Origin of the sequence: Leptolyngbya sp. ST-U4, assembly GCF_039962215.1 — a bacterium.
In the GTDB taxonomy this organism is placed as follows: Bacteria; Cyanobacteriota; Cyanobacteriia; order Elainellales; family Elainellaceae; genus Leptolyngbya_A.
The window spans coordinates 21,034-37,736 of sequence record NZ_JAMPKZ010000004.1 but is presented as its reverse complement, the minus strand read 5'-3'; the positions used below and the strand labels follow the sequence as shown (position 1 = coordinate 37,736).

Here is a 16,703-nt window from a genome sequence, read left to right as displayed (position 1 = left end):
TCTTTCGGAGTCGTCTTTGTGAAATTTGCATTTATTATTGACCCGATCGATCGCCTTGATCCCGGTCACGATACGAGTGTGGCGTTAATGGAGGCGGCACAGGGGTTAGGGCATGAGGTTTGGATCACGGAGGCAAAGCTGCTCAGTGTGTCGTCGGGCAAAGCGTATGGATTGCTGCGATCGGTCAAGCTGAAGCCAGTCAAACTGGTCGAGGGACGCTGGCAGGCAGAGAATCCCTGGTTTCAGGTGGGCGAACAGGTTTTGCTGCCCCTGGAAGCAATGGATGCGGTATTTATGCGAACCGACCCGCCTGTGAATGTGCCTTATCTTTACGCGACTTACATTCTGGATTACGTTGATCCGGGGAAAACGTTAGTGGTCAACTCGCCCGGCGGCTTGAGAGCGGCCAACGAAAAAATGTACGCGCTGCAATTCACCAAGGTGATTCCAGAGACGATCGTGGCGCAGGATAAACAGGTGATTCGCCAGTTTGTCGAGCAACAGGGCGCAGCCGTGATGAAGCCTTTGGGCGGCAAGGCAGGAGAAGGTATTCTGTTTGTGCAGCCGGACGATCGCAATTTCAACTCGCTGGTTGAGATCAGTACGCAGCAGCAGACTTACCCGATCATGGTACAGGCCTACCTGCCCGAAGCCAAAGACGGCGATAAGCGGGTGATTCTGCTCAACGGCGAGCCGATCGGCGCGGTCAATCGCATTCCCACCGGAAAAGACTTTCGCGGCAATATGGCAGTCGGAGGGCGTGTGGCGGCAGCAGAAGTGACCGATCGCGATCGGCAAATTTGTGCAGAACTGGCTCCAACGTTGCAGCGCGATGGGCTGTATTTTGTGGGAATCGATGTGATCGGGGGATACCTAACAGAAGTAAACGTGACTAGCCCCACCGGAATTCGAGAAATCGATCGGCTGAGCAATCTACGACTGGGCGACCAGGTGATGGAGTGGGTAGTGCATCGCTCTGAGGGAAAAAGTAGCTGAAGGTACAATCAGCAAGCATTGGTTTTAGTAGGTTCAAGTGAGGGTCGCTTCACGTTTCTTTAAAACCAGGATTTACCGATTAAGAGGGTAATGGCATGAGTCGCTCAAGAGATTCACTTTTCTTTGCTGGAATAAATCGCCGCAAATTTTTGCAGTACGGCGCGTTGACGGTCGGAAGCAGCATTGTAACTGCCTGTGCGAGTAGCCAACCGCCCGCTGCAACAGAATCGCCTACTGCCAGTTCTCCGGCTGCCAGCCCTGCAAGCAGTGAACTCACCAAGATTACTTACGGCACAAACTGGTACGCTCAGGCAGAACACGGCGGCTTTTATCAGGCAGTTGCTACCGGAATTTACAAAGACTATGGCTTGGATGTCACGGTCAAAATGGGTGGTCCGCAGGTGAACGGCACTCAGCTCTTGATGGGTGGAGCGATCGACTTCTTTATGGGCTATGGCTCAGACGCGATTAAAGCGATCGAAGAAGGCATTCCTAAAGTCACCGTTGCCTCGCTTTTCCAGAAAGACCCGCAAGTGCTGATTGTTCACCCGGATCAGGGCGTGAAAACACTGGAAGACCTCAAAGGCAAGCCGATCTTTATCTCCTCGGCGGCAAATGTCACCTTCTGGCCCTTCCTGTCAGCCAAGTACGGCTATACCGATAGCCAGAAGCGTCCGTATAACTTCAATCCGGGTCCGTTTCTGGCAGATAAAACCTCGGCGCAGCAGGGCTATCTCAGTTCGGAGCCGATGGTCATCGAGAAAGAAGGGGGCTTTAAGCCGCTGGTATTTTTGCTGGCAGACTCCGGCTATGATCCCTACTCCACAACGATCGAGTGTAAGCGGGAACTGGTCGAGCAAAATCCCGATTTAGTCCAGCGATTTGTGGATGCGTCGATCAAGGGCTGGTACAGCTATCTGGAAGGCGACCCCACGCCGGGCAATGAGCTGATCAAAAAAGACAATCCCAAAATGACCGACGACAAAATTGCCTATGGGATTGCCAAGATGAAGGAATACGGCATTGTCAGTTCGGGCGATGCTGAAGCGAAGGGCATTGGCGCGATGACCGACGATCGCTGGAAGTCTTTCTTCGATACCATGTCGGCGCAGGGCGTGTTTAAAAAGGAAACAGACTACACCCAGGCCTATACCCTGCAATTTGTGAATAAAGGCGTGGATGCCTACAAGTCCTAGCCTTAGCCAGGATTGACGATCGATCTGCAAACTACAGTGCGGTTCAGGAGCTTGTTTAGGAATGCCTGAAATCACCCTCAGTCACGTCAACAAAGTCTACGCCAATGGTACGGTTGCCCTGCAAGATCTGAATCTCGCGATCGCCCAGGGGCAATTTATCAGTCTGCTTGGTCCTTCGGGCTGCGGTAAAAGTACCGTTTTGCGGCTGATTGCAGGCTTGGGCAAAATGACGACGGGCAATGTGTCCTGGGGTAATCCGAATCACCGACTGGCGTATGTGTTTCAGGAAGCGGCTCTGATGCCCTGGGCAACGGTCGAGGAGAATGTCCGCCTTCCTCTGAAGCTGGCAGGACTTACCAAACGAGCGACCGCATCAGCAGTAGCCGAAGCAATCGAGCGCGTAGACCTGCGGGGATTTGAAAAGTGCTATCCGCGTGAGTTGTCTGGCGGGATGAAAATGCGCGTCTCGATCGCCCGTGCCCTGGTGACAAAACCCGAACTGCTCCTGATGGACGAACCCTTTGGCGCACTGGATGAAATGACCCGCAGCAAGCTCAACAGCGATTTGCTCGATTTGTGGCAGCAGATGCAGTGGACAGTCATTTTTGTGACGCACAACATCTACGAAGCCATTTACCTCTCAAATCGCGTCGTGGTGATGGCAGCGCGTCCGGGTCGGGTCGTGGCAGATGTGGCGATCGATGCGCCTTACCCCCGTACAGAAGCGTTTCGTGCCTCTGCTGCCTTTACAAACTACTACCGCCGCCTGTCTACAACGCTCTCGATGGGCACTGATCCAGAGCTTGAACCCTGGCAGCCTGCCGATCTACCCTCTGTACCAATGAGCGAGGGAGCACGATGAATTCCAATACGCTAAAAGCTCCTTTGGTTGCTCAACAGCCCAAAAAGCCCCGGTGGATCGATCGTCTGCTGTCCCCGCAAATTCTTGCCCCGATCGCCGTAGGGCTGATAATGCTGACCCTCTGGGAAGTGGGCGTGCGCGTTACGAATACACCGCCTTATCTGCTACCGGGTCCAATTCTGGTGCTGCAAACCCTATTTCAGGAGTGGGGTACGCTGTTTCCGTCGCTGCTGATCACGCTGAAGATTACAATTTTTGCTTTTATCGCGGCGGTGGTTTCCGGGCTGCTAGTAGCAGTGCTGTTTACCCAGAGCAAATGGATCGAGCGCAGTTTCTTTCCCTATGCCGTGGTGCTGCAAACCACGCCGATCGTCGCGATCGCCCCGCTGATCATTCTCTGGGTGCGGCAAATTGTGCCGGGCGACAGTTCGACTGCAGTTTCGCTGACGGTATGCGCCTGGATCGTGGCATTCTTCCCAATTCTGTCAAATACAACTGTGGGGCTAAACAGCGCAGACCACAATTTAACTAACCTATTTCAGCTTTACAAAGCCTCTCGCTGGCAAGCGCTGCTGCATCTTCAGCTTCCGAGCGCGATGCCCTATTTCCTTAGTGGACTACGGATTAGCGGCGGACTGGCTTTGATTGGCGCAGTGGTGGCAGAGTTTGTCGCGGGCACAGGTGGAACTCAATCAGGCATTGCCTATCAAATCCTGATGGCGAGCTTTAATCTACAAATTCCCCTGATGTTTGCGGCTCTGCTAATGACAACGATGCTGGGCGTGATGATTTTCGTGGTGCTGACCGTTTTGTCGGATTATCTACTGCGGAACTGGCATGAGAGCGCGGTGCGACGGGAGAATTAGAGCGTGGATGGGTGGATGGGTGGATGAGGCTGGTGAGCCGTGAAGGAATGAGAGCGTGTCGTGTGGTGCTAGGGATAGGGCTTTCATGGTATTTGATGCAGAACAGTACTGGTTGACGAATGCGCGTGTGCCGATCGCCCTCTTAAAAGATGTGAGCTTTCCAATATCGGGTGATTTGGCGCAGGTTGATTTGCTGATTCGATCGGGTCAGATCGCCGAGATTGGGCCTGCGAAGGGTCGATCAATAGAAGGAACGCCTGTATACGATCTAAGGCAAGGCATCGTGTTTCCCTGCTTTATCGATCTGCACACGCATCTAGACAAAGGACACACCTGGGGACGTGCTCCCAATCGATCTGGATCGTTTGAGGATGCGCTGCAAACCGTTGCTGCGGATAGCCAGAAGCACTGGAACGCAGAAGATGTGTATCGGCGCATGGAGTTTGGGCTGCGGTGTGCCTATGCTCATGGGACGCAGGCAATTCGCACCCACATCGACGCTTATGGAGAACAGGCAGCGATCAGCTTTGGAGTATTTCAAGTGCTGCGGCAGGAGTGGGCAGACCGCATGTTACTCCAAGCAGCGTCTCTCGTGCCTCTGGACTATTACCTGACCCCGGAGGGAGAAAAGTTGGCGGATTTAGTGGCAGAAGCGGGCGGAGTGCTTGGGGGTGTGACGATTGCTCATCCTGACCTCTCTCAGCAGATCGATCGCCTGTTCAGCCTGGCAAAAGAGCGCAATCTCGACCTCGACATCCACACTGACGAAAGCGGGGATCCGGCAAACAATGCGCTGTATCACATTGCGGAAGCAGCGATTCAGCATCAGTTTTCTGGACAGATAGTTTGTGGTCACTGCTGTAGCCTGGCAGTTCAAGCGGCGAAGGATGCCACAGAAACGATCGATCGCGTCCGGCAGGCAGGCATTGGAATTGTGAGTCTGCCGATGTGCAACCTGTATTTGCAGGATCGCAACCAGGAATCTGCGCTTAATGGCGGTTCTTTGCAGGAGGCAGTTCTGCCCACAAAAACTCCCCGGTGGCGCGGGATTACACTGGTGCATGAGCTGAAGCAAGCTGGAGTTCCAGTCGCCTTTGCCAGCGACAACTGCCGCGATCCGTTTTATGGCTATGGCGATCATGACGGCTTGGAAGTGTTCACTCAGGCAACCCGAATCGCCCAGCTTGATGCCCCTTACGACAACTGGAGCCGCAGCGTCACCACCACTCCTGCCGCCCTGATGAAACTGCCGCAAATCGCTGAAATTTATCCGGGTGCGGCGGCGAATTTGATTTTATTCAGAGCACGCTACTACAGCGAACTGTTTGCCCGTCCCCAGGTCGATCGCATTGTGCTACGGAATGGAAAGGCGATCGATACGACTCTGCCCGACTATGCGGAACTGGATGATTTAATTTATCGATAGGGCATTGGTGTCAACAAAGGGTTCGAGCGGCACTGCGCCGATGTCTTCTAGCAGCTTGCGATCGGCATCCTGATCGGGGTTGGCAGTGGTCAGCAGCTTTTCACCGTAAAAGATTGAGTTTGCGCCCGCCAGGAAGCAAAGCACCTGCGCTTCACGGCTAAGGCTGGTTCTACCCGCACTAAGACGGACTCGCGCTTGGGGCATGAGGATGCGGGCAACGGCACACATTCGCACCAATTCCAATGGGTCGATCGGTTGCTGTTCCTCCAGTGGTGTACCCGACACGGCAACGAGGGCATTGATCGGTACGCTTTCGGGGTGGGGAGTCAGGGTTGCCAGCACTTGCAGCATTCGGGCACGATCAACCAAACTTTCACCCATGCCAATAATGCCGCCACAGCACACGGTAATGCCTGCCTTGCGAACTCGATCAAGCGTTTCCAGCCGATCGCCATAAGTGCGGGTCGTGATAATTTGGTCGTAGAATTCGGGGCTGGTATCGAGGTTGTGATTATAAGCAGAGAGCCCGGCGGCGGCAAGTCGCTCTGCCTGAGAGTCAGTTAACATTCCAGCAGTGACACAGGCTTCTAGCCCCAGCGATCGAACCTGGCGCACTATTTCTAACATGGCTTCAAAGGCGACTCCTTCGCGAATTTCCCGCCATGCCCAGCCCATGCAAAAGCGAGTTGCGCCCAGCTCTTTTGCCCGATGCGCGGCAGAAACGACTTCTTCGATCGTGAGCGTTGGCTGCTTTTCAACAGTGGTTTCATAGTGCGCCGACTGCGGACAATAGCTGCAATTTTCTGGACAGCCCCCGGTTTTAACGCTCAGCAGCGTGGCAAGCTGGATGCAGTTCGACGGGTTGTGGCGACGGTGAACCGTTTGCGCCTGAAATACCAGATCAAGCAGCGGCTGCTGGAGCAGATCGAGGATTTCTTCAGTCGTCCAATTATGGCGAAGGTCAGACATGAGCGGTGAGCAATAGTGTCTTTGTCAGTAAGTCTTTGATCATACCGGGAAGCGATCGAGAAAGGACGATCGGCAAGTGGACAACCGCAAGATTCGGCGTAAGCAAAAAAAAGGCGCAAGCCGCGCCTCGTGTCTTATCAGGAAAAAGGTCAGAAAACGAAATGGGATTAACCCTGCTGGTCAGAACTATCAATGGGGTAGGCTCCCGGTTGCACGGTCAGGTTAACATCCTGCCCAGCCCGTCTGAGCTGCACCTGCAAATTGCTGCCCACCTGGCTCTGCTCCACAACGTTTTGTAGCTCGTTTGCCTTTGTGATGGTTTGACCATTGATGCTGCGAACGATGTCTCCTGCCCGAATTCCGGCTTTAGCAGCAGGAGAGTCCGACACAACGCGAACTACTAGAACTCCCTCATCCTCAGTGACGTTCAGATCGTTCTCTGGATTGCTGTTAATGTCCTGCTTTACGGCTGGCGTGAGGGTTACCATTTGCACTCCTAAATAGGGGTGCTGAACGCTGCCCTTGGTAATGAGTTCATTCGAGATGCGCTGAACGGTATTAATCGGAATCGCAAAGCCAATTCCTTGAGCATCCGCACGAATAGCGGTATTCACGCCAATGACTTCGCCACGCTCATTCAGCAAGGGACCACCAGAGTTACCGGGGTTAATGGCAGCATCCGTTTGAATAAAGTCAATTCGCTTGTCGGAAATGCCCACATCACTGCTCGATCGCCCGGTCGCGCTGATAATGCCCGCCGTGACGGTGTTATCTAGCCCCAGCGGGTTGCCGATCGCGATCGCCCATTGACCGGGCTGAATCTGGTCAGAGTTACTGAGCTTCACAGTTGGGAGATTCGTTTCATCGACTTTTACAACCGCCACATCGGTTACGGGATCGGAGCCAACCACCCGGCCTTCTATTCTGCGCCCGTCCTTAAGCACGACTTCGACCGTATCCGAACCTGCAACAACGTGAGCATTGGTAATAATCTGTCCATCCTGGCTGACAATGAAACCAGAGCCAACTCCACGCTGCACTCGCTCAGACGGCTCCTGAAGAGGCACTCGTCCACCAAAAAACTGCCGTAGCCTCGGATCGCGGAATGCTTCGGGAACTGCTGACCTCACCGTGCGGCTAGCATCGATTCGCACCACGGCAGGTCCAACGTTCTGCACGACCGAAGTAATGAAATTGGGGTCGCGGATGGGAACATTTTGCGCCTGGGTGATCGAAGTGGGCGGCAACTGCGCCTGTGCCTGCTGACGCAGCGGCGAACTTGGGTTCCAGGCAATGTAGGCTCCGGTCGTCGCGACGCTAGCCCCCAGCAAAACAGAAGCGAAAGAAGCTCTCCAGCCGCGATTGGAACGATGAGAAGCGGGAGTTTCAGTAAGTTGAGTTTCAGAATGACGGGAAGCCGTTTCCGCTTCAGGATAATCGAACTGAGACATAGGTATGGTGAAGTTTTGACTGGATGAGGTGGACGAATTGGACTCAGGAGAATGATGGGTCGAATCAGAATTTTGCTGTTTTGCCATCTCGCACCTGTTGCATAGATAGGGTGAGTTTATGACGATGCGAAGCGGTTCTCCTCGCCGGATAAATGCCCCTGCCTCGATCGAGCCATTAGCCCTGGCACTGCTATCTCGACGCCATCAACAAGAAAAGAACTTGGAAAGGAAGAACCGATCGACGGATATTGACTACTATAGACAGACCGTATTGCGGCCATGTGGCAACCCAATGGCACGCTAATGAATTTTTGATTGAGCAGCTTAGCCTTTACCAGTCCTGCTATTTAGAATTTTGGGGTCAGCCCTTTTGTCACTCTTTTTGTCACTCTTTCGCCCACTTACCCAATCGATCGATCAGTACCGTTTGGATTTGCTGTGTCACCTGCTCTGAAGGCTGGCTAGCGTCAATGCGGATAATTCGATCGGGAAATGTCTTGGCCAGATCGGTAAAGCCCTGCTGCACCCGGTGATGAAACTCGATCGTGGCTTGCTCAATTCGATCGTGACTGCCCCGCTGCTGGGCACGAGCTAAGCCAAGCTCCACATCTAGATCAAGCCAAAGGGTGAGGTCGCTTTGCAGCCCGCTTGTGGCAATTTGATTGAGCTGATCAATTAGGGGGCGATCCAGTTGTCGGCCGTAGCCTTGATAAGCAATGGTGGAATCAGTGTATCGGTCGCAGAGAATTAGTGCTCCTTGCGCTAGTAAGGGTTTCAGCATTCCCTCGACGTGCTGAGCGCGATCGGCTGCATAAAGTAAAAGTTCGGTGCGGTCTTGCAGTGGCTCGTCGCTGGCAGGATGAAGCAAGAGTTGACGCAACTGCTGCCCTAGCCCAGTCCCGCCTGGTTCACGAGTCGCAACACACTGGGAAAATAACGGCGATTCCTGCCTGTTATTGAGCCAATGAGTTTCCACCAGCCAGGTATGCACAGCTTTGATTTGCGTCGTTTTGCCTGAACCCTCTACACCTTCAAAAACAACGAGCCTTCCGGGTCGCTTCTCAAACGAGTTTCTGGGTAAATCTCTAGGCAAATCTTCGGATAAATCTTTGGGTAAATCTTCGGGCACTGTTTCAAATTGAGTGTTCCTACTCATGCAAATGCTGCAAATTTCAACGAATCGCCTACAATTAAGAGAATCGTCTGCATCAAAGCAAGGAGTGTGTCGCTTGAGATCTCCCTCTAAAAGCAGATCCTTCTTAAATGGTTTGGCTAAATTGTCCGGGAATTAGTCAAGTTAGACTGAACTCTGGATATAGTAAGGCACTTTTACCAAGATTGGTTTTGTTCACATTATTTCCAGCAGTTTTCGTCATCTAACCAGCAGCAATGGGGTAAGGAACGAACTAGGAAACGAAACAAAGTCCACTCACTCAATCTCAATTGAGCTCAGGTACATCAAACCGGAAATTCCCAATTCATACCTTTGCAGGCAAACTTGCAGGAATAAGTCTTTCCTGAGATAACCCGCCTATTCGATTGAAACGACTAATTCAGTGCCGGAACAGTCTTGACGGGAATACAAAATTCCGATTGGGTAGGAGTGGATGGTTAAACGTTAAGATGCCGGGGTTGCCTATGGCTCGTTATACCAGCTTATTTACTATTTCAGTGTCGTTAGATCACCCCGAATGGCGATCGGCTTCTAATCGGCTGCGCCATTCCCTCAGCGAGACGCTGCGATCGTGCAGTTTGGATGTTGTTTTTGACTCGGAAGACTACCTGGTCGCGAAAGAAGCGCCCGGTCATGTCTCTTATACTCAGCTTGTGACGGTTGAAGTCCTGATCGAACGACCTGTTCAAGATCCTGCTGTCCGCATGAATTTTGTGGTGAAGAACGAAGAACTTCCTCTCAAGAGCAATAATCACTGCCGCGCAATGTTTGACTCTGTGAATCGGGCGATCGCTGAGAATCGGCAATGGCGGTTGATCGAAAGCGCCGTAAGCTAGGGCAGGAAAAGATAGGCTCGTAAATTTCCTGCCTACCACGCTCAACAAGCCTTAACCAAGAAACTGTGCCATTTTGCAGCAAAGCCATTACACTAAACGCTGTATTGATTTAGGGCAGGATGAAACGCTACATATAGAGGGGGATAGGGGAGCCAGTCTTTTGCTGCCCCTACTCCTATCACGACCACATGAAAGCTGAGCCGCCCCACGGCTGTAATACTGGTGATGCCCTGGCAAAGGACTTCGCGAGTCAGACGCTTTAGCGATCGTGTGCCGCGTTTTTTCCTGCTCGAAAAGATAGCGTTCTTTGCCGTGCGGCTTGTGAGGTGATTATGCAAAAGCGATTTGTGCAGCAGGTTCAGACTCAGTTTTGGCTGAGTGTTTCCCAACCAGTCGGGTTATTGGGGACAGGGCTGATACTTACTGGAGCCGCGATCGCGTTGCCTGCTTCGTTTGCTTCGCAGTTTCCCGGAGGGGCAATTGCCCAGGCTTCTTCGCTGCAATGGCAGTACGACCCTGAATCAGCCGCGCTGTCAGTCAATCTTCCTCCTGGCGCAACGCCACGCTATTTCTTGGCGGCTCAGCCTGCCCGCATTGTGATCGATCTGCCTAACACTGATGTCGGCGCACTTCAAACCGAAAAGCAGTTTCCCGGCGCAGTTCAGCAAATTCGCATCGCTCAGTTTCAGCCCGGAGTCACCCGAATCGTGATGCAGCTAGCTGCGGGAACCGTTCTAGCTCCACAGCAGGTTGACCTCCAGCAAAGCGGCGATCGATGGGTGCTGCGCCCAGTTCTGGCAGGGGCAAACCCTGCTCCGGCTCAGACAGTCGCTTCGCCCTTCCCCGAAGAAAGTATCGCTTCCCAGTCCCCCGAAAGGGAGACTGCTGCTGTAAATTCCCCTTCGCCTCAAGCTCCTGATGCTTCTCCTGTCAATGCGGCTCCTGAGGTGATAGCAGATTCATCAGCCGCTAATTCAACATCAGCAGGTTTAACTCCAAATCTAGCAGCAGCAAATGAAGCAACTTCAGACCTGCCCCCTCTGGAGCCAGGCGCAACAGAAATTCCTGTAGAACTTCCCCCAGCTGAGGCTGCCGCAGTTCCTTCAGAAATGCGCTCTGCGCGAATCACTCCCCCCACAGTTTCGGTTCCCGAGCTGTCTGCTGTTGCTGCCTCTCCAGACCCCGCCTCTCCAGACCCAGTTCTATCTGCTCCTCCAGGAAATCTGACTCCTGCTCCTCAAACTGCTGAAGGTCAGGCTCCTGAGATCCAAGCTTCTGAAATTCAAGCTTTTGAGAATCAAGCTTCTACCACTCAGCCCTCAGAGAATCCAACTTCTGTTCCTCAAACCACCGCTCAAGCCACTGAGATTCAGAACGCTGAAGTTCAAACTCCTGCCTCTCAAACCTCAGGGAATCCGGCTCCTGCCCTTCAAGCTTCTGAAACTGAGACCTCTAAAGCTGAAGCGACTGAACAGCCTGTCAGAGCAAATGAAAATCCGACTGAAGCGATTACCGCTGCTATTCCAACCGAACTACCTCCTGCTGAACCAGAATCGCTGCCCACCGAACTGCCTCCTGCCACATGGACGCCGCCAGCAGAGCGTTCAGTTCGCGTCCCCGCCCTAAATTCTTCCAGCCCATCCCCTGCTCGGACTCGTGATACCAGCGCGATCGAGTTTGGGCAACCGCTACCGGGATCAGAATCGACCAGCACAGCCTCCAGAACCACTGCTCGCGAAACTCCGCAGGAAGGATTCCGTGAAACTGTGGTGGCGGTCAATTCAACTTCAGGCGTATTGCTGCCTTCGGGAACGGTCCTAAGTCTGCGATACCAGGGTGAAGAAACGCTTAATCTGTCGAGCGATTACCCACTTCAGGAAGTGCTGGTGGTCGATCGCGATGTGCGGAATCAGGAAGGCCAAATTATTGTGCCTGCGGGTAGTCAGGTGATTGGGCGATTTGAAACAGGCAGTTCAGGCAGCGAGTTTATCGCTCAGGCAATTAGCATCGATGGGGAAAGTTTTTTGCTAAACGGACGATCGAATAAACTATCGGGCGATCGGCAGCTCTCCAGCAACCAGATGATGCAAAACTCGGCGGTCGGCGCAGTCGCAGGAACGCTTTTGGGAGCCGTCACCGGAGTTGGACTGATTGCCGGAATCGCGGCAGGTGCAACAACCAGTGCAGCAACAACTTATCTGACTGCACCACAGCCCGCCATTATCGAACCCAATCGCGTGGTCGAAGTGCGGCTATTCGAGGATTTGCGCCAGCCAGGATATGGCATTGGCGGCTGATGTTTGAAAAAATTTTCATTATCCAATTCGCCCCCTAAACTTGAATTCCAGGAAGCACATCGTTTCCTGGAAGCATCTCAAAGTCCCCCAAAACTGGGGGATTTAGGGAGCGATGTAGAACCTCTGATTCTTCCGAATCACCCTCTTAAATCGTCATAATGTCGGACTCTTTCTCGGAAAGAATCTGCTCAATCTTCTGAATGAATTTGTCTGTCAGCTTCTGAACGCTGTCTTGCGTATCCCGCGCTTCGTCTTCCGAAACATCGCCGCTCTTTTCCTGCTTGCGGATTGAGTCGATCGCATCTCGACGAATATTGCGAATCGAGACTTTGCCTTCTTCTGCCATTTTTGCCGCCATTTTCACCAGCTCTTTACGCCGATCGCTCGTTAGAGGCGGAATGTTCAGGCGAATTGTGGAGCCGTCGTTATTGGGCGTTAAGCCAATGTCCGATAGACTGATTGCCTTTTCGATCAGGTTCATCGTATTACGATCGTAAGGCTGAATGGTGATCGTGCTGGCATCTGGTGTGTTGATGTTGGCAAGCGATTTGAGCGGGGTTGGAGTGCCGTAGTATTCAACCGTGACGCGATCGAGCAAAGAAGTATTGGCGCGTCCAGTTCGGATGGTGTTAAACGATCGTTGAGTTGCCTCAACGGCTTTCTGCATGTGGCTTTCAACGTCAGCTAATTTCACAAGACCCTCCAACAATCGTTCCAATCGACTCTCCCATCACTGCTCGACGAACATTGCCCGCCACGGAAAGGTCAAACACAATAATGGGGATATTGTTATCTTTACACAAGGCGATCGCAGTGGTATCCATCACCTTCAGGTCTTCGGTTAAAACGTGGCTATAGGTCAGGCTTTGGTAGCGACGCGCCTTCGGATTTTTCTTGGGATCGGAGTCATACACCCCGTCCACCTTAGTTGCCTTAAACACCACTTCTGCATTGATTTCAGCCGCTCTCAGGGCAGCCGTTGTATCAGTGGTAAAGAACGGATTTCCTGACCCTGCTCCAAAAATCACGACCCGCCCTCTCTCCAGGTGACGAATCGCCCGCCGCCGAATATAGGGTTCTGCTACTTCCTGCATCTCGATCGCACTCAACACCCGTGTGGGAACTTCGAGCCGTTCCAGGGCATCCTGCAAGGTCATCGCATTCATAACGGTCGCAATCATGCCGATATAGTCTGCGGTTGCCCGATCCATTCCGGCGGCTGCCCCTTTCACACCCCGAAAAATATTGCCGCCCCCTACAACGATCGCGGTCTGCACCCCTGCTGAAACAATTTCTTTTACTTCTTCTGCAATACTCTGAACCACAGACGGGTCAATCCCGTAAGACAGATCGCCCATCAGTGCCTCGCCGCTCAGCTTCAGCAAAACGCGCTGGTAAGTAAGTCCCATGAAAATATTTCTTTTTGCTCAAGACGCTTCCAACTAAAGATAGCAGAGGTGGGGAGGGGGTGAAGAGTGGATGGAGGGATGGGTGAGGAGTTGGGAAGATAGGGATAATGAGGGGATAGGGTGAGTTTTTCTGTAGGTTTGGGGCGGTGGCAATGGCTTTCAGATTTGAGTTGAAGGTTGATTGTAGTAGCGCTGGCCCACTTGGTATGACGATGGGCTTAGGTTTGGAGACTTTGACCCTGCTCAGCTTCCCATTAGGCAAGAAACACTCCAGCGTCTTCTAGGATGGCAGGAAGTTTATAACAACACCTATGAAGATGAATATCCGTATAACTCCAGCTTTCCCAGTGAAGAAGCACTAAAAATTTGGGTTCGAGAAGGGCTGCGGCTCTGGGTGCAGCTTAATAAAGAGCTAAGTTCTAAGTATGAGGTGATTAAGCAACTCCTGTATCAGGGTGAGGTACAGCCTTTTACGTTGGAAACTTTGCCGGATGAGATTCAGCAGAAGTTTAAGCAGGATATAGAGAACTCATCAGAGTCATTACTGTAGAATTTTGAGTTACCCAAGCTTGTAAAGCTCTTCCCATCTCCTCACCCACCGATCGCCCCCTCACCCACCGAATTCAACGCTACGGTAGAGACTGACGTGTTTCTGTAATTGTGATGCAGTCGTCGCCAATCCTCAAAGACCTCGTACTCATCGGCGGGGGGCATAGCCATGCGATCGTCCTAAAACAATTCGGCATGAACCCGGTTCCGGGAGTGCAGTTGACGCTGATTGCTGATGTGTCGCATACGCCCTATTCGGGAATGCTGCCGGGTTATATCGCAGGGGCATACCAGTTCGACGAATGCCATATCGATCTGCGTCCGCTTTGTGAGTTGGCTCAGGGGCAGATGATTGTTGATCGCGCCATTGGGTTAGACCTGAAAGAAAATTGCGTTTTGTTTGCGAATCGTCCGCCGATCGCCTTTGATCTTTTGTCAATCGATATTGGCAGTACGCCTGCCGCAGTCACAGTTCCGGGGGCGGCGGAGTACGCGATTCCGGTAAAGCCGATTTCTCAGTTTTTGCAGCGATGGGATCAGGTCATCGAGCGAATTGGGCAACAGTCTGATTCTTCAATGCGATTGGCAGTGGTCGGTGGCGGAGCGGGTGGCGTGGAGCTAATCTTGGGACTTCAGGCACGGCTACGGCAAATGCAACAAACATCTGGACAGCCCTCGATTCCCGAACTGCATTTGTTCCATAAGGGCGATCGGCTTGTCCCAGAAAGGCATCCTCGATTGGGACGGCAACTTGAGCGTGTGATGCGCGATCGAGGCATTCACCTGCACCTGAGCGAAACAGTCTGTGAAATTCGGGCCGTACCTGCTCAAAGTCCCCCAGGTTTGGAAGGCAGAAAAGAGAACAGAGGAGGCAGTGTAACGCTCTCAAATTCAACCCCTGATTCCCCAGCTCAGCCAAGCCAGACGCTAAAAGAAATTCACTGCGAATCTGGTCTAACGATCCCCGTTACAGAAGTGTTTTGGGTGACGCAAGCTTCGGCAGCTTCATGGCTAGCGGATTCTGGGCTGAAAACAGACGATCGCGGCTTCCTGCTGGTAGACGATCGGCTGCGATCGATCTCCCATCCTCAGGTGTTTGCAGCGGGTGATGTGGCGAGCATGGTGAATCATCCCCGTCCAAAAGCAGGCGTGTTTGCGGTGCGACAGGGCAAACCTCTGGCAAATAATCTGCGGCGCGTGTTGCAGGGCAAAGATCCGCAGCCGTTCAAACCGCAAAAAGAATTTTTGATTCTGGTAGGAACGGGCGATTCTCCAGAAGCAGGTCAGTTAAAGCGAACAGCAATTGCCTCCCGTGGAAATCTCAGCTTTGGTCCTCATCCAATTTTCTGGAAGTGGAAAGATTCGATCGATCGACGGTTTATGGAGAAATTCACGAGTCTAGAACCGATGATGTCGATAGATGCGAAACCTTTTGCTGCCGATGTCCCTCCTTCGATGCACTGCGCGGGGTGTGGCTCAAAAGTAGGCAGTTCGGTGCTTCAGCTTGCTCTGAACCGAATCAATCAATCGCGTCCCCCCGTTCTAAATCGCCCCGATATTTTGATTGGACTCGATGCCCCCGATGATGCGGCGGTGGTTAGTGTTCCGTCGGGTCAGGTTATGGTGCAGACCGTAGACTACTTTCGATCGCTCCTCAGTGACCCCTTTATCTTCGGGCAAATTGCGGCAAATCATGCGCTGAGCGATCTGTTTGCAATGGGGGCAATGCCTCAAAGTGCGCTGGCGATCGTCACCCTTCCTTATGGAACCACTACCAAGCAGGAAGAAACGCTGTATCAAGTGCTTTCAGGGGCGATCGAAGTGCTGCACCAGGCAAACGCCGTGCTCATCGGCGGACACACGATCGAAGGCGGAGAACTAGCGTTTGGCTTAAGCTGCAACGGCTTAGCAACAGCAGATCAGCTCTGGAAAAAAGGCGGGATGCAGCCCGGACAGGCTCTGATTCTCACCAAGCCTCTGGGAACAGGAACGCTTTTTGCGGCAAATATGCAGCTTCGGGCAAAAGGACGCTGGATTGAAGGGGCGATCGACTCGATGCGTTTATCCAATCAATTTGCGATCGAACCTCTACGGCAATCCAACACAACAGCCTGCACGGACATCACTGGCTTTGGGCTACTGGGACATTTAATAGAAATGGTTAATGCTTCTCGGGTGGCGATCGATCTCGACCTCAACGCACTGCCGATTCTAGAAGGCGCAAAAGAAACAGTGCAGCAAGGCTTTCTCAGTTCACTGCACCCACAAAACTTTGGCGCGAGTCGCTTCATCAAAAATCCACCCGTCCATCATCCCCTTTACCCCCTGCTATGTGATCCGCAAACCTCAGGTGGACTATTAGCAAGCGTACCAGGCGATCAGGCGAGGGACTGTCTGGCGGCTTTGAAAAACGCAGGCTATTCAGACGGCCGAATTGTCGGACAGGTTATTTCTGCGACTCCCGAAAATGCCGCTACACCGATTCGCATCACCAATACAATGCCCTACTAGGCAACCTCGAATCCCGGCTAATGCATATAAGTTATGCTGCACACCCCATCCTACTCGTTCAATCGCTCCCATTACAGGGCAGCCAGAGCTGCTTAAGTTTCAAAGTTCCCCATTCATTGAGGATCTAGGGGGCAATGCAGGACATTCATGACGTTTCAAAC

At 52.6% G+C, this 16,703-nt stretch carries 14 protein-coding genes; 8 read left to right on the top strand and 6 right to left on the bottom strand.

All coding sequences use genetic code 11. From position 1 onward, the window contains the following. Window positions 1-18 precede the first annotated feature (18 nt). From gshB to NDA02_RS09350, 5 genes are all read left to right on the top strand, one after another. Window positions 19-996, top strand: coding sequence for a glutathione synthase (gene gshB, locus NDA02_RS09370; RefSeq protein ID WP_190790679.1), 978 nt, complete (start codon window positions 19-21; stop codon window positions 994-996). A 95-nt stretch (window positions 997-1,091) separates the two neighbouring features. Continuing rightward, window positions 1,092-2,192 (top strand): ABC transporter substrate-binding protein, encoded by a 1,101-nt coding sequence (locus NDA02_RS09365; protein ID WP_190790680.1) that lies wholly within the window; start codon window positions 1,092-1,094, stop codon window positions 2,190-2,192. A 61-nt stretch (window positions 2,193-2,253) separates the two neighbouring features. After that, window positions 2,254-3,054 (top strand): ABC transporter ATP-binding protein, encoded by an 801-nt coding sequence (locus NDA02_RS09360; RefSeq protein WP_190790681.1) that lies wholly within the window; start codon window positions 2,254-2,256, stop codon window positions 3,052-3,054. A gap of 110 nt (window positions 3,055-3,164) precedes the next feature. Beyond that, window positions 3,165-3,920 (top strand): ABC transporter permease, encoded by a 756-nt coding sequence (locus NDA02_RS09355; protein ID WP_347277831.1) that lies wholly within the window; start codon window positions 3,165-3,167, stop codon window positions 3,918-3,920. Between the two features lie 85 nt (window positions 3,921-4,005). After that, window positions 4,006-5,346: a cytosine deaminase gene (locus NDA02_RS09350; RefSeq protein ID WP_190790683.1), complete on the top strand. Its 1,341-nt coding sequence runs from the start codon at window positions 4,006-4,008 to the stop codon at window positions 5,344-5,346. On the opposite strand, the gene bioB is transcribed toward NDA02_RS09350, so the two are convergent. The 3 genes from bioB to tmk all read right to left on the bottom strand — a co-directional run bounded on the left by bioB (window position 5,332) and on the right by tmk (window position 8,922). Next, window positions 5,332-6,315: a biotin synthase BioB gene (bioB, locus tag NDA02_RS09345; RefSeq protein WP_190790684.1), complete on the bottom strand. Its 984-nt coding sequence runs from the start codon at window positions 6,313-6,315 to the stop codon at window positions 5,332-5,334. The two genes, NDA02_RS09350 and bioB, sit on opposite strands and share 15 nt — an antisense overlap. 167 nt (window positions 6,316-6,482) lie before the next feature. Continuing rightward, entirely contained in the window at window positions 6,483-7,766 is a 1,284-nt protein-coding gene (locus tag NDA02_RS09340) for an HhoA/HhoB/HtrA family serine endopeptidase (protein WP_190790685.1), read from the bottom strand. A 385-nt stretch (window positions 7,767-8,151) separates the two neighbouring features. Then, window positions 8,152-8,922 carry a dTMP kinase gene (gene tmk, locus NDA02_RS09335; RefSeq protein ID WP_190790686.1) on the bottom strand — a complete coding sequence of 257 codons (771 nt, stop codon included), beginning with the start codon at window positions 8,920-8,922 and terminating at the stop codon, window positions 8,152-8,154. A gap of 482 nt (window positions 8,923-9,404) precedes the next feature. Here tmk and NDA02_RS09330 point away from each other — a divergent pair, with 482 nt between their 5' ends. Then, window positions 9,405-9,776: a hypothetical protein gene (locus tag NDA02_RS09330; protein ID WP_190790687.1), complete on the top strand. Its 372-nt coding sequence runs from the start codon at window positions 9,405-9,407 to the stop codon at window positions 9,774-9,776. Between the two features lie 92 nt (window positions 9,777-9,868). Here the strand turns inward: NDA02_RS09330 and NDA02_RS09325 are convergent, their stop codons facing one another. Next, window positions 9,869-10,114 (bottom strand): hypothetical protein, encoded by a 246-nt coding sequence (locus NDA02_RS09325; protein ID WP_190790688.1) that lies wholly within the window; start codon window positions 10,112-10,114, stop codon window positions 9,869-9,871. Here NDA02_RS09325 and NDA02_RS09320 point away from each other — a divergent pair. Next, complete coding sequence (locus NDA02_RS09320) at window positions 10,109-12,073, top strand: AMIN domain-containing protein (protein WP_190790689.1); 1,965 nt, start codon at window positions 10,109-10,111, stop codon at window positions 12,071-12,073. The two genes, NDA02_RS09325 and NDA02_RS09320, sit on opposite strands and share 6 nt — an antisense overlap. Window positions 12,074-12,218: 145 nt before the next feature. Here the strand turns inward: NDA02_RS09320 and frr are convergent, their stop codons facing one another. Together frr and pyrH are read right to left on the bottom strand one after the other, a co-directional pair. After that, window positions 12,219-12,767 carry a ribosome recycling factor gene (gene frr / locus NDA02_RS09315; RefSeq protein ID WP_190790690.1) on the bottom strand — a complete coding sequence of 183 codons (549 nt, stop codon included), beginning with the start codon at window positions 12,765-12,767 and terminating at the stop codon, window positions 12,219-12,221. Beyond that, window positions 12,754-13,482, bottom strand: coding sequence for a UMP kinase (gene pyrH / locus NDA02_RS09310; RefSeq protein ID WP_190790691.1), 729 nt, complete (start codon window positions 13,480-13,482; stop codon window positions 12,754-12,756). The genes frr and pyrH overlap by 14 nt, the downstream gene beginning before the upstream one ends. 663 nt (window positions 13,483-14,145) lie before the next feature. Between pyrH and selD the strand changes: the two genes are divergently transcribed. Continuing rightward, on the top strand, window positions 14,146-16,542 hold the full coding sequence (gene selD, locus NDA02_RS09305) for a selenide, water dikinase SelD (protein WP_190791206.1): 2,397 nt from the start codon (window positions 14,146-14,148) through the stop codon (window positions 16,540-16,542). Window positions 16,543-16,703 lie beyond the last annotated feature (161 nt).